Here is a 13,308-nt window from a genome sequence, read left to right as displayed (position 1 = left end):
GCAAGTGCACCGATCAGCGCAGCACGCCAGAGGTGAGCCGCACCACCCGGTGGCAGCGCGCAGCGAGTGATTCGTCGTGCGTCACCATCACAAACGCGGTGCCCTGGTCGCGGGCCAGTTGCAGCATCAGGTCGAACACGCCGTCGGCCGTGCTGCGGTCGAGGTTGCCGGTGGGCTCGTCGGCCAGCACGCAAGCCGGGCGCGTGACCAGGGCGCGGGCAATGGCCACACGCTGGCGCTCGCCGCCCGACAGCTCAGCCGGGCGATGCTGCAAGCGCCCGGCCAGGCCCACAGAGGCCAGCACGCGTTCGGCCTCCGCATGGCACTGGGCCAGCGGCAGGCGGCGAATGCGCAGGGGCATGGCCACGTTGTCGAGCGCGCTGAACTCAGGCAGCAGGTGGTGGAACTGGTAGATGAAGCCCAGGTGCTGGTTGCGCAGCTGGCCCTGCCGCTCGGGCGAAAGGGCCGACATCTCCGCCCCCTTCAATCGCACGGTGCCCGCCGTGGGTGCATCCAGCCCGCCCAGCAGGTGCAGCAGCGTGCTTTTGCCCGAGCCCGAAGCGCCGACGATGGCCAACGTTTCGCCTGCGCGGATTTGCAGGTCCACGCCGTGCAGCACGGTCACATCCAGGCGGCCTTCGGTGAAGCGCTTGGTCAGGCCCTTGGCTTCCAGCACCACTTCACCGCCCAGAGAATTTTGGCCATTTTGGCCTGCAGCGCCCTCTGAATAAGCGCGAGCAGCTACATTATTCATAGCGGAGTGCCTCTGCAGGATTGACACGGCTGGCACGCCAGCTGGGGTACAGCGTGGCCACAAAAGCCAGCACCAAAGAAATGACGCCAATGGGCACGATGTCGCTGGCCTGCGGCTCGCTCGGCATCTTGCTGATGAGGTAAATGTCCTTGGGCAAGAAGCTGGCGTTCAGCGCCCGCTCGATGGCCGGGACGATCACGTCGATGTTGGCGGCAATGCCCAAACCCAGCAGCAGGCCCACGCAGGTGCCAATCACCCCCACCATGGCGCCCTGCACCACAAAGATGCCCATGATGCTTTTGGGGCTGGCGCCCAGGGTGCGCAGGATGGCGATGTCGGCGCGCTTGTCGGTCACCGTCATCACCAGCGTGCTCACCAGGTTGAAGGCGGCCACCGCCACGATGAGCGTGAGGATGATGAACATCATGCGCTTTTCGAGCTGCACGGCGGCAAACCAGGTGCGGTTTTGCTGCGTCCAGTCGCGGATCAGCAGGTCGCCGCTCAGGCTGCCCGCCAGTTGCTGCGCCACCTCGCGGGCCTGGTGCAGGTCCTTGAGCTTCAGGCGCACGCCCGTGGGGCCTTCCAGCCGGAAGATGCGCTGCGCATCCTCGTGGTGCAGCATGACCAGGGCCGAGTCGTATTCGTAGTGGCCGGAGTCAAACGTGCCTGCCACCGTCATCTGCTTGAGGCGGGGCACCACGCCTGCGGGGGTGACTTGCCCGGCCGGGGCAATCAGCGTGATGGCATCGCCCACACGCGCGCCGAGCGAACGGGCCAGCTCGCGCCCCAGCACCACGCGGAACTCGCCAGGCACCAGTTGCTTGAGCACCTCGGCGTTGGTGGCGGCCAGGTCGGTCACCGCGCCTTCCTGGGCCGGATCAATGCCGCGCACCAGCGTTCCCTTCATGTCCTCGCCACGGGCCAGCAGGGCCTGGGCCGATACAAAAGGCGCAGCCCCCACCACGTTCGGGTTGCGTTGCGCCTCGGAGAGGGTGAGCGCGGGGTCGGGCATCGCCGTCCCGTGGGGCGCAAAAATCTCGATGTGCGAGACCACGCTGAGCATGCGGTCGCGTACCTCTTTTTGAAATCCGTTCATCACGCTCAGCACAATGATGAGCGCCGCCACCCCCAGCGCAATGCCCAGCATGGACACGCCCGAGATGAACGAGATGAAGCCGTTGCGCCGCGTAGCGCGGCCAGCGCGGGTGTAGCGCCAGCCCAAAGCCAGTTCGTAAGGAATTTGCATGGAAACGCGATTGTGGCATTGGGTGGAAGCCCTTCTGGACAACCCGCCAGGGCGCCCCCCGGATAATCCCCCCATGGCTCTTATCACCCTACTCAATGCCCAGCTGGCTTTCGGGCATGTCGCTTTGCTGGACCACACCGGCTTTTCTCTTGAAACCAATGAACGCGTCGGCCTGATTGGCCGCAACGGCGCGGGCAAGTCTTCGCTGCTCAAAATTCTCGGCGGCCTGGCCAAACCCGACGACGGCACGCTGCAAGTGCAGCAAGGCACACGCATCGCCTTTGTGGAGCAGGAGCCCGCACTCGACCCCGACGCCACCATCTTCCAGGCGGCCTCTGCCGGGCTGGCAGGGGTGATTGCCTTGCGCGAACAATACCTGGCCCACGCCGATGGCGTGGACCTGGACGCCCTGCAAACCCAGATCGAAGCGGCCGACGCCTGGAACTGGGAGCAGCGCGTGGAAGAAACCCTGCAGCGCCTGCACCTGAACCCCGACGCCCGCGTGGGCGACCTGTCTGGCGGCACCAAAAAGCGCGTGGCCCTGGCGCAGGCCCTGGTGGCCCGGCCCGATGTGCTGCTGCTCGATGAGCCCACCAACCACCTGGACCTGGACTCCATCCGCTGGCTGGAGGATTTGCTCATCGACTTCAAGGGCAGCGTGGTCACCATCACCCACGACCGGGCGTTTCTGGACCGCATCGCCACCCGCATCGTTGAACTGGACCGGGGCCAGCTGCGCTCGTACCCCGGCAACTTTGCCGCCTACCGCCTGCAAAAGGAAGAGCAACTGGCGCAGGAAGCCGTCATCAACGCCAAGGCCGACAAGCTGCTGGCGCAAGAGGAAGTGTGGGTGCGCAAAGGCGTGGAAGCGCGCCGCACCCGCAGCCAAAGCCGCATCGGCCGCCTGGAAAAGCTGCGCGAAACCCGCGCCGCCCGCCGCGACGTGGTGGGCAAGGTGAAGATGGAAGTGGGCACCGGGGGCGACAGCAACTACCAGGGCAAGATCGTTGCCGAGCTGCAGCACGTGAGCAAAGCCTTTGGCGACAAGGTGATTGCCCGCGACTTCAGCGCGACGCTGCTGCGCGGCGACAAGATTGGCTTGCTGGGCCCCAACGGCGCGGGCAAGACCACGCTGCTGAAGATGATTCTGGGCGAGCTGGAACCCGACAGCGGCACCATCCGCCGCGGCGCCAACCTGCAGGTGGCCTACTTCGACCAGCTGCGCGACGCGATTGACCTGGACGCCACGCTGGAAGACTTCATCAGCCCCGGCAGCGAGTGGATCGAGATCAACGGCCAGCGCAAGCATGTGCGCAGCTACCTGGGCGACTTTCTGTTCTCGCCCGCCCGCGCGCATTCGCCCGTACGGTCGCTGTCGGGCGGCGAGCGCAACCGCCTGCTGCTGGCCCGCCTGTTCGCCCGCCCCGCCACCGTGCTGGTGCTGGACGAGCCCACCAACGACCTGGACATTGAAACCATCGACCTGCTGGAAGAGCTGCTGCAGGACTACCCCGGCACCGTGTTCCTCGTCAGCCACGACCGCACCTTTCTGGACAACGTGGTCACCAGCACCATTGCCTACGAAGGCGATGGCGTGTGGCGCGAGTTTGAGGGGGGCGTGGAAGACTGGCTGCAGCAATCCCAACGCAGCCAGGCCCTGCGCGATCAACGCAACACACCGCCCGCAGCCACGGCAGCACCCGCCACAGAAGGCAAGGGCGGCAACGCTGCGGCCAAAGACGAACAAGCCGCCGCCCCCAAGAAGAAGCTGAGCTACAAGGAGCAGCGCGAGCTGGAGCAACTGCCCGACCGCATCGCCGCGCTGGAAGCCGAGCAGCAGTCCATCCAGCAAGAGCTGGCCGATGGCACGCTTTACACCCGCGACCCGCAGCGCGCCACGGCTCTGCACGCCCGCGAAGGCGTGATCGAAGAAGAACTGCTGGCCGCACTGGAGCGCTGGACCGACCTGGCCCCCTGAGCGATGGCGGGGCCCGGCCCCGCTGCCCACGCCACTGCCGAACCACCGCCCCTGCGGCTGCCATGCAGCCGCCCGCTGCCGCACCCACGAAAATACGGCCCATGCCCGCACCGCACCATTTGCTGATCCCGTACGCCGCCAGCCGCGCCCCTGGCGCGCAAGAGGCCCTGAAGGGCCTGACCCTGCCCCATCTGGACCGCCTGCTGGCCCGCCTGAGCACGGCAGACGCCAGCCCTGGCGAGGAAACCAGCCTCACGCCCCCGCACGAACGCGCGCTGGCGCAAGCGCTGGGCCTGGGCACACAAGACGGGCTCATCCCCTGGGCTGCTTGGCACCACATGCAGCAAGGGCAACCAACGGGCGAAGCACCCAGCAATGCGGCCTGGGCCTTCATCACGCCCTGCCAGTGGCAAGTCACCACCGACCACATCACCCTGCACGACCCGGCCCGCCTGGGCCTGGACGAAGCCGCCTCGCGTGAGCTGCTGGCCATCGTGGCCCCGTGGTTTGCCGAGGACGGCATCACCCTGCACTACGACCAGCCCACCCGCTGGCTGGCAAGCAGCCCCCTGTTTGCCACGCTGGCCACCGCCTCGCTTGAACGCGTGCAGGGCCGCGACGTGCGCGCCTGGATGCCAAACGCGCGCGAGGCCCGCACCCTGCACCGCCTGCAAAGCGAAATGCAGATGCTGCTCTACACCCACCCCTTCAACGACGCGCGCGGGGCCCAGGGGCTGCCCGCCGTCAACTCGTTCTGGGTACACGGCACCGGCGCATTGCCCGCAGGTCTGACAGCGCCCGCACAGCCGCCGCAGGTGGCAGACGCCTTGCGCGCCCCCGCCCTGCGCGAAGACTGGCGCGCATGGGCCAGCGCGTGGGCTACGCTGGACGCAGGCCCCGTGGCCGAGTTACTGAAGCAGGCCGAACAGGGCCAGCCCGTGAGGCTGACGCTGAGCGGCGAGCACAGCGCGCAGTCCTTCCACACCGCGCCCCTGGGGCTGGTGCAACGCATTCAACGCTTTTTAAGGCCCCAGCGCTTTATGGACGTGCGCGAGCAGCTATGAAAATAGTAGCAAGAGACATTCCCCCCCGCACCGCCTGGGCGCTGGAGCAAGCAGGCGTGCACCCGCTGCTGGCCCGTCTGTATGCCGCACGCGGCGTACAAAGCAAAGAAGAGCTGGACGACGGCCTAGCGCGCCTGCTGCCCCCCAGCGGCGAAAAAGGCATGAAGGGCATTGACGCCGCCGCCCGCCTGCTGGCCGATGCCATGGCGCAGAACCTGCGTCTCGTCATCGTGGCCGACTACGACTGCGACGGTGCCACCGCCTGCGCCGTGGGCGTGCGCGGCCTGCGCCTGCTGGGTGCGCAGAACGTGGACTACCTGGTGCCCGACCGCGTGGCTGACGGCTACGGCCTCAGCCCATCCATCGCCCGCCGCGTGAAGGAACGCGGGGCCGATGTGCTGATCACCGTGGACAACGGCATTGCCAGCGTGGAAGGCGTGGCCGAGGCCAAGGCCCTGGGCCTGCAAGTGCTCGTCACCGACCACCACCTGCCCGGCCCCGCGCTGCCTGCGGCCGACGCCATCGTCAACCCCAACCAGCCGGGCTGCACGTTTGAGAGCAAGTCCATGGCCGGGGTGGGCGTGATGTTCTACGTGCTGCTGGCCCTGCGCGCCGAGCTGCGCGCACGCGGTGTGTTTGACGCCGCGACACAGCCCAAGCTCGACCCGCTGCTCACCCTGGTCGCTCTGGGCACCGTGGCCGACGTCGTGAAGCTCGACGCCAACAACCGCCGCCTGGTGGCCCAGGGCTTGAGGCGCATCCGCGCAGGCCAAATGCCTGCGGGCATGGCCGCCCTGTTCCACACGGCAGGCCGTAAGGCGGCTGCGGCCACCACGTTCGACTTTGGCTTTGCCCTGGGCCCGCGCATCAACGCCGCAGGGCGTCTCGCCGACATGACGCTGGGCATCGAATGCCTGCTGACCGACAACGCCGCCCGCGCCGCCGAGCTGGCCGCCACGCTGGACGGCATCAACCGCGAGCGCCGAGACATCGAAAGCGGCATGCGCGAACAGGCCATGCTGATGGCCGAGAGCCTGTTTGACGAGAGCGAGGAGCCCCCGCCCGCCATCAGCGTGTTCGACCCCGACTTTCACGAAGGCGTGGTGGGCATCGTGGCCAGCCGCATCAAAGACAAGCTGCACCGCCCCACCTTTGTGTTTGCGGCCAGCAGCGCGCCGGGCAAGGAGCATGAACTCAAAGGCTCGGGCCGCTCCATCCCCGGCTTTCACCTGCGCGATGCGCTGGACCTGGTGGCCAAGCGCCACCCCGGCGTCATCCTCAAATTCGGCGGCCACGCCATGGCGGCAGGCTGCACCGTGGACGCCGACGCCTTCGACACCTTCGAGCAGGCCTTTGCCCAGGTCGCCCAGGAGTGGCTGGACGCCGCCACCCTCACCCGCAAGATCGAAACCGACGGGCCGCTGGCCCCTGAATACTGCCGCGCCGACATCGTGGACACCCTGCACCGCGAAGTCTGGGGCCAGGGCTTTTTGCCGCCTACCTTCAGCGAAGAGGTACAGGTACTGAGCCAGCGTCTGGTCGGCGAGGCCAAGAACCACCTCTCGCTCAAGCTCATTCACCAGGGCAACCCGGTGGACGCCATCTGGTTCGGCCGCACCGAGCCCCTGCCCGCACGCGTGCTGCTGGCCTTCCGCCTCGATGTGAACGAATGGAAGGGCGAGCGCAAGGTGCAGTTTCTGGTGGAGGGTGCGCAGGTGTAACCATGCACCACACCAACCGTTCGGGCTGAGCCTGTCGCAGCCAGGACGCTTGATTCAAAGGCCCGTTATTGAGTCGGCATCTTTGAACTTGAAAAATCCGTTCGGGTTAAGCCTGTCAAAGCCAGGGCGCGCCGCCGGCGCAGCCCTTCGACAAGCTCAGGGCGAACGGGGCGGGGGTGTACAGGACCGTCCTGCATCCAGGCCACTTGACCTCCCACTCCCACTCCCACTCCCACTCCCACTCCCACCCCAAACCCAACCCCAGCCCGTTCGGGCCGAGCTTGTCGAAGCCAGGCCCCCCCGCCCGTTCGGGCTGCGCTTGTCGAAACCAGGGCGCGCATCTGGCCCACTTCGGTACGATCCAGCCCCCCCCCCGGCCCATACGAGTCAAGCCATAAAGCTATCAATCTATCAAGCCAAATAGGCCTCCAGCGCTTAATGATCCAGCGCAAGCAGCTATTTAAATCATAGCAACCTCAAAACCTGCCGCCTCCACGCTGGACAAAACCACCCGTCGGTAGCTACCATTGGTAACCACCACCCCCACTCAGGAGCCCCGCCATGGACACCGCACGCCTCTTCCAATCTGGCCGCAGCCAAGCCGTGCGGCTGCCCAAGGAATACCGCTTTGCAGGCACCGAAGTCGTCGTCAAGCACTTTGGCAACGGCGTGCTGCTGCTGCCGGCAGACAACCCCTGGCAAACCCTGCAAGCCGGGCTCGATGCCTTTGAACCCGGCTTCACCCTCGCCCGCGAGCAGCCCGAAGAACAGCAACGCGCAGCCATCCAAGCGCGTGCAGAGATCAACCCATGATCCTGCTCGACACCAACATCTGCATCTACATCATCAACGCCAGGCCGCCCGCCGTGCTGGCGCGGTTTCAGCAATACCGCATGGGCGACATTGGGATATGCAGCGTGGTAGCGGCAGAGCTGGCCTACGGCGTGGCCAAAAGCGGCTCGGCCCGCAACCGCCAGGCGCTGGAGATGTTTCTGGCACCGCTCACCGTTTTGCCGTTCGACAACGCCGCCGTGTGGGCCTACGGCGACCTGCGCGCCACCCTGGAGCGCAGCGGCACCCCCATCGGCGCGCTAGACACCCTGATCGCCGCCCACGCCTTGAGCCAGCACGCCCTGCTGGTCACCAACAACACCCGCGAATTTGCGAAGGTGCCTGGCTTGCTGTTGGATAACTGGGTGGACGCAGATTGAATTTGTTGAAGCCAGGGCGTTGGGTTCGCCCCACGGCTGGGAAATTTCAAACCTATTTGCCTGATTGGTTACCCGTCTCAGATACCCCTGCATCCGTTCGGGCTGAGCCCGTCGAAGCCAGGGCTTGCAGCGTGCGTGCAAGGCTTCAACAGGCTCAGCCCGAACGGGTGGGGAAGAGAAAGCGTCTGAGGCAGGTCGTCAATCAGGCCTATTTGACCTCTAGCGCTTGATGATCAAGCGCTAGCAGCTACTATTTTTGTAGCAAACAAACTCCAGCCACTCCCCAACGAAGCGCGGGGAGCACGCACCAGCTCACACTGGCAGCGTCACCACCAGCTCCTCGCCCAGCATGTCGATGATCTTCACCGCCACGGTGCTGCCTGCGGGCGGCGCGGGCAGTTCGTAGCGGCCCGCCACCAGGTCTTGCTTGCGCTCGGGCACATCGACCAGGGCCACGTGGAACACCTGGCCGTTGTACGCGGGGTCGATCAAGATGCAGTCCACCACCGCCCGCCAGTCGGTAATCTGCGCGCGGAACACGCCTTGCTCCAGGTTCAGGCGCTGCATGATGGTGGGCGACACCACGTCCTGCACCTCCACCACCAGTTGATCGCCCTCGCGCCGGGCGCTGGCCTGCACCGCCAAGGGTTCGTGTTTGATGATGCCTCCCAGCTTGCGGTCGGTGCGCAGCTCCACCACATGCAGCTTGTTCACCGGGCGGTTGCGGTTGTAGGCGTCCACCCAGGCACGGGCGTCCAGCTGCCAGCCCAGGCACACCACCATCACATCGCGCTCTTCGCTGGGGCGGGTTTTCAGCTCGTCGCGCACGGCCTCCAGGTCCAAGGGGGTCAAGGGGTGGTTAAAGGGCACGATCTTGACCAGCCGCCCACCCTGCGTACCGTCAAAAAACGCATCGGTGCGCGTGCGGGCCACACCCAGGTGCTGGCAGGCCAACTCCACCGCCTCGTTGTGCTGGATGTGCAGGTCGTAGTCGTTGACGCGGTAGGTGGCAAAGCCGAGCTGGCTGGGGCGCTGCGGGGTGTTGCCACCCTCTACCAAGTCAACTTGTTGGGGCGCAGTGGCGGTAGCGGCCTGGGCACGCATCAGCTCCTGAATGCGTTTGGCGGTGGTTTGGATGGCGCCTTTGTTGATGTCGCATCCGATCCAGCGGCGGCCCAGGCGCTGGGCTGCAACGGCTGTTGTGCCAGAACCAATGAAACCGTCTAGAACCAGGTCGCCTGGATTGGTTGATGTCTCGATCAACCGCTCCAGCAGCGTGACGGGCTTCTGAGTCGGGTATTCGGAGCGCTCATCCGCCTGGCTATTCACGGGGTTGATGTCCGTCCAGATGCTGCGAAGCGGAACGCCATCTGACTCGTCTAAGTAGCGGATTAACTGAGGTCGCTTTTGCTTCGAGTCTGGATACCAGATTCGGCCTTCGTCATGAAGGCGCTGCATCGTCGCACGCTCATAACGCCAGCCCTTTTCTGGAGGTGCATGTCCCATCCACTCGTACATCATCTTCGGCCTCGGATTTGGACTTGTGATGTTGTCCAACCGATAGCGACGTCCAGTTGCATCCGTCCTTGCGTACTTAACTTCCAAGTACTCCTCGTTGAACTTGTGGTGCAACTGGTTCCAAACAAAATCAGCACCCTTCGTACAGAACATGATCACATCATGAACATGGTTGTAAGTCACGGAATCACTGCGCGCTGCAACACGCTGCCACACGATCTCATTCTTGAATCCGTCTTGCCCAAACACCTCCTCAATCACGCAGCGCAAGTGGTGCGCCTTATTCCAGTCGCAATGCAGATATAGCGCACCGTCCTCGCTAAGCAACTCCCGCAACATCAACAACCGCTCATACATGAACTGCAGGTAGTTGTCGTTCGCCCAAATATCGCTGTACTGCACCTGCTCGCCCAGCGTGTAGTCCTCGCCATCGATCTTGACCGTGCCCTTGGCGCCGCGCAGTTGCACTTTGCGCACGTAGTCGGCGCCGCTGTCAAAGGGCGGGTCGATGTAGATGAGCTTGACCTTGCCGCGAAAGCCGTTGGCCAGCAGGTGGGCCAGCACGTCTTTGTTGTCGCCGTGGTATAGCAAGCCGCCCTGGGGCAGGTCTTGGGGCCAGTCGCTCCAGTCCGCCGCATGCAAAGCGGCGGGTTGGCCGCTGGTAGCGTCAAACCGCTCGATGGGCTGCGCTGGGTAGGCGCGCACGCGGGCCAGGGGCTTTTTGCCCACCCAGGTGAGCATGGGGCGGCCCTTGGCTTTGGTGATGGTGACGTCTTTGGGCTGTTTGGTGTTCTCTGTCATGGCGGTATGTGTTCGGGGGTGCGGGCGCGCAGCGGTCAGGTGAGGGGCGTAGCAGTGGCTGTTTCGGTATCGGCGTCTGTGTTCAAGCGCCGCGAATGAAGTCGCGCACCTGGGCGTAGCCCTCGGTTTTCAGCTCGCTGCCGTCGGCAAACATGACGTGGTAGGCCAGCTTGTCGGGGTTCAGGCCCTCCCACTGCTTCAGGGCCACGGCTTTTTTGCCTTCCAGCGTTTGCGGGGCTTCGCCCCGGCCCAGGCGGGCCAGGTCGGCGGTGATGTCGGGGCTGAAGCTGTCGCGTTTGATCTCGACCACCAGGTGTTTGCCGTCGGCGCTGCGCAGCACAAAGTCGGGGGTGTAGCGGTGCCAGCGGCCATCGTCGCCCAGGTATTCAGCGTAAAGGTCGGTCTTGGCGGGGTCGGTGATGCCGCCGGTAAACCACACGCCTTCGATCTGGTGGGCCTCGTTCTGCAACTGGCCCAGCGTCCACTGCAAAAAGCCCGCCTCGGGCAGCGAGTCAAAGTTGTAGCCCTCGTAGTGAAAGCTGCGCGCCAGTGCATGGGTGGCGTCTGCCGTGTCTGCGGCGCTGAGGTAGAGCTTTTCTTTATCTTTGGCAAAGCTGATGCGGGCGGTGTACACGCTGTGGCCGCCGCGCTCGGTGCGGTCAAAGCCGTCGGCCTTCACCAAGGCAATGGCCACGTCGATTTCTTCGAAGTGGGCTTCGTACTGCGCCCGCTGCGCCTCGATTTGCAGGCCCAGGGCGTCGAGGTGGTAGTTGGGCACGTCGGCGCCCGCACCGTAGGCTTGGCGCAGGGCGGCCAACACTTCGGCGGTGGGCAGGTGGTAGTTGGCAGCCAGCTCGGCGGCTGCGGTGTAGGCGTCCAGCTCGGGCGGCGGGGCGGGCAGCTGGTCACCACCGCCGTCTACCTTTTGCAGCGTGGTGTTGCCCGATGCGGTTTGCACGGGTGTCAAGGTTTCTACCGTGATGCCTGCGGGGGCCGCCACATCGGTGGGCACGGTGAAGTGCAGCGGCGCGGTGCTGGCGGGGTCGCCCACCTTGCGGCGGTAGCGAAGCACGCGCTTTTTGATGAGCAGCGGCGGCAGGTGGGGCCGGTGCAGCACGATTTCGCGCTCCACCCGCTCGGCCTGCTGGGCACCCAGGTCTTTGAGCGATGTGCCGTAGGTTTCGGCCAGTTGGGATTCGAGCGTTTTTTTGTTGCTGTCGGTCAGGTACACGCGGGCGGGCACGGTATTGCCGGGCACCTGGCGCAGGCAGCGTGTGGCGGCTTGCAGCACAAAGTTGTTGCTGTTGGCCAGCTTGCGCACCAAGGCGGTGGCAAACAGGCTGGGGCAGTTCCAGCCCTCAGTGCCCATGTTGACCAAGAGCAGCACGCGCTCGGGAGCGTCGGGGTTGCGGGCCACGGCCTCAAACTGGCGGCGCGTGGCTTCGCTGCTTTTGCCGTCCACCGCCAAGATGGTGTCAGTACCAATGCCGCGCAGGGCCAGGGCCGATTCCACCGCACCGCGCAGTTCGTCGCGGGTTTCGATGTTGGGAAAGTACAGGGCCAGGCGTGCGGGCGCGCCGGGGTTGCCGCCCACAGGCGGCAAGCGCACGGCCCAGTAATCGCGCACAAAGTCCTCAATCACGTTGGCCACCAGGGTGTCGGCCTCGCCATCGCCCAGGTCAAACACCTTGATGTTGTTGGCCAGCTCTTTCAACACACCGTCACGAATGCCTTCGCCCAACCCGTACCACACCACCACGTCGCGCAGGGGCTGGCGTTCAAAATACGGCGTGCCGGTGGCGTTGATGACGACGACGAGGTTGGTCTCGGCGGCCAGGTAGTCGATGGTGCGGCGCACTTTTTTAATGCCGTCGTCCTTGAACACCAGCTCGCCGGTTTCCTTGTCCTTCTCCCACTTGCCCAGCAGTTTTTGGCCATAGGTGTGGTGAGCTTCGTCCGAGAACACGGCCAGGTGCGGCAACGAGGCCACGGCCTGCAGGCGCAGGTTGGCCAGCTCGGTTTGCTCTTCCGCCTTGGTGCCCGCAAACAAACGCGCTTGCTGGGCATTGGCGCGCACGTTGGGCTTTTGGATGCGGATTTTTTCGGTGTTGGTGACGATGACGTTGAACGTGCTGCCCCAGACGATGGGGATTTGCTTGTCGCCGTCGCGCGTGAAGGTGAGCTTGAGGCTGGCCGCAAAGGGCTTGTGCATGCGGGGCGGCAGCAGCTTGTCGTAAGGCACGTCGGCCAGTTCGCGCAGCGAGCTCAAGATGGTTTTGCCGGGCGCGAAGATGAGCGCGTTTTGCACAAACGGGCCTTCGGGGTATTCCATGGCCATGGCAAATTCGGTGGCCACGATGGAGCCCATCAGAATGGTTTTGCCCGCACCCATGGCCAGCGCGAGGATGTAGCTGGCGTAGTCCAGCGTCAGGGATTCGCGCAAGCTTTCCAGATGGTTGTCGCGGACAAACTGGTTGTCTTCACGCACCCGCTGGATCAAGGCGCTGTAGTTGTACTTGGCTTCCTTGAACAGCTTTTCATTGACGCCCATGGCGTCGAGTCGGTCGGGCAGGTCTTCAAATAGTTGCTCATACAGCTCGGGCACTTTGGGGGTGCCCAACACCAGGCGCAGGTACCAGTAGGTTTCCAGGGCACGCAGTTGGGCCCGGCGCAGATAGCGCAGTTGGCCAGAGTCGCCTTCTTCCAGCGCGAACTCCAGAATCTCTCGGATGGCGGGGAATTCGTCGCACGGATAGTTGGCGGTGCGCCATGCGTCTACGCGCTGGGAGAGCGCTTGGTACAGATACGTCATTGGCTTTCTATTTTTTGGTAACCCGTCATTTTCGCCGCGGGATCACGGGCTAGCCGTCGTTTTTGACTAACCCACGCACGCAAACTTCAAGTCAAGGCATTTCTCTGATGAGCCATCAGTCGATGGAGAGCCAGACAGTCTGAATGCCCGCATCACAGTCGCTCGGTCCAGCATCTTGCGGCCACAGAGGCTCGTGACCGTGC

Annotated in this window: 9 protein-coding genes; 5 read left to right on the top strand and 4 right to left on the bottom strand. The window is 64.8% G+C overall.

Translation table 11 applies throughout. From position 1 onward, the window contains the following. Positions 1–13: 13 nt before the first annotated feature. Together lolD and BDD18_RS14115 are read right to left on the bottom strand one after the other, a co-directional pair. Positions 14–754: a lipoprotein-releasing ABC transporter ATP-binding protein LolD gene (gene lolD / locus BDD18_RS14120; protein ID WP_067513526.1), complete on the bottom strand. Its 741-nt coding sequence runs from the start codon at positions 752–754 to the stop codon at positions 14–16. After that, entirely contained in the window at positions 747–2,000 is a 1,254-nt protein-coding gene (locus tag BDD18_RS14115; protein WP_066787821.1) for a lipoprotein-releasing ABC transporter permease subunit, read from the bottom strand. The genes lolD and BDD18_RS14115 overlap by 8 nt, the downstream gene beginning before the upstream one ends. Before the next feature lie 73 nt (positions 2,001–2,073). Between BDD18_RS14115 and BDD18_RS14110 the strand changes: the two genes are divergently transcribed. The 5 genes from BDD18_RS14110 (at position 2,074) to vapC (ending at position 7,974) form a co-directional block, all read left to right on the top strand. Next, complete coding sequence (locus BDD18_RS14110; RefSeq protein ID WP_066787833.1) at positions 2,074–3,978, top strand: ATP-binding cassette domain-containing protein; 1,905 nt, start codon at positions 2,074–2,076, stop codon at positions 3,976–3,978. Between the two features lie 101 nt (positions 3,979–4,079). After that, positions 4,080–5,042: a phosphoglycerate mutase gene (locus tag BDD18_RS14105; RefSeq protein ID WP_142083820.1), complete on the top strand. Its 963-nt coding sequence runs from the start codon at positions 4,080–4,082 to the stop codon at positions 5,040–5,042. Then, positions 5,039–6,763 (top strand): single-stranded-DNA-specific exonuclease RecJ, encoded by a 1,725-nt coding sequence (gene recJ, locus BDD18_RS14100; RefSeq protein WP_142083818.1) that lies wholly within the window; start codon positions 5,039–5,041, stop codon positions 6,761–6,763. The genes BDD18_RS14105 and recJ overlap by 4 nt, the downstream gene beginning before the upstream one ends. Positions 6,764–7,324: 561 nt before the next feature. Continuing rightward, a complete protein-coding gene (locus tag BDD18_RS14095) occupies positions 7,325–7,576 on the top strand; it encodes an antitoxin (RefSeq protein ID WP_066697440.1) in 252 nt (83 codons plus the stop codon). After that, entirely contained in the window at positions 7,573–7,974 is a 402-nt protein-coding gene (gene vapC / locus BDD18_RS14090; protein WP_142083817.1) for a type II toxin-antitoxin system tRNA(fMet)-specific endonuclease VapC, read from the top strand. The genes BDD18_RS14095 and vapC overlap by 4 nt, the downstream gene beginning before the upstream one ends. Before the next feature lie 312 nt (positions 7,975–8,286). On the opposite strand, the gene BDD18_RS14085 is transcribed toward vapC, so the two are convergent. Further along, positions 8,287–10,293, bottom strand: a complete 2,007-nt coding sequence (locus BDD18_RS14085) for a site-specific DNA-methyltransferase (protein WP_142083815.1) — start codon at positions 10,291–10,293, stop codon at positions 8,287–8,289. Positions 10,294–10,375: 82 nt separating this feature from the next. After that, entirely contained in the window at positions 10,376–13,105 is a 2,730-nt protein-coding gene (locus BDD18_RS14080; protein WP_142083813.1) for a DEAD/DEAH box helicase family protein, read from the bottom strand. Positions 13,106–13,308 lie beyond the last annotated feature (203 nt).

Origin of the sequence: Acidovorax temperans, from assembly GCF_006716905.1 — a bacterium.
In the GTDB taxonomy this organism is placed as follows: Bacteria; Pseudomonadota; Gammaproteobacteria; order Burkholderiales; family Burkholderiaceae_C; genus Acidovorax; species Acidovorax temperans.
Note: the sequence above shows the minus strand (reverse complement) of the source record. Positions and strands in the feature narration are given on the sequence as shown.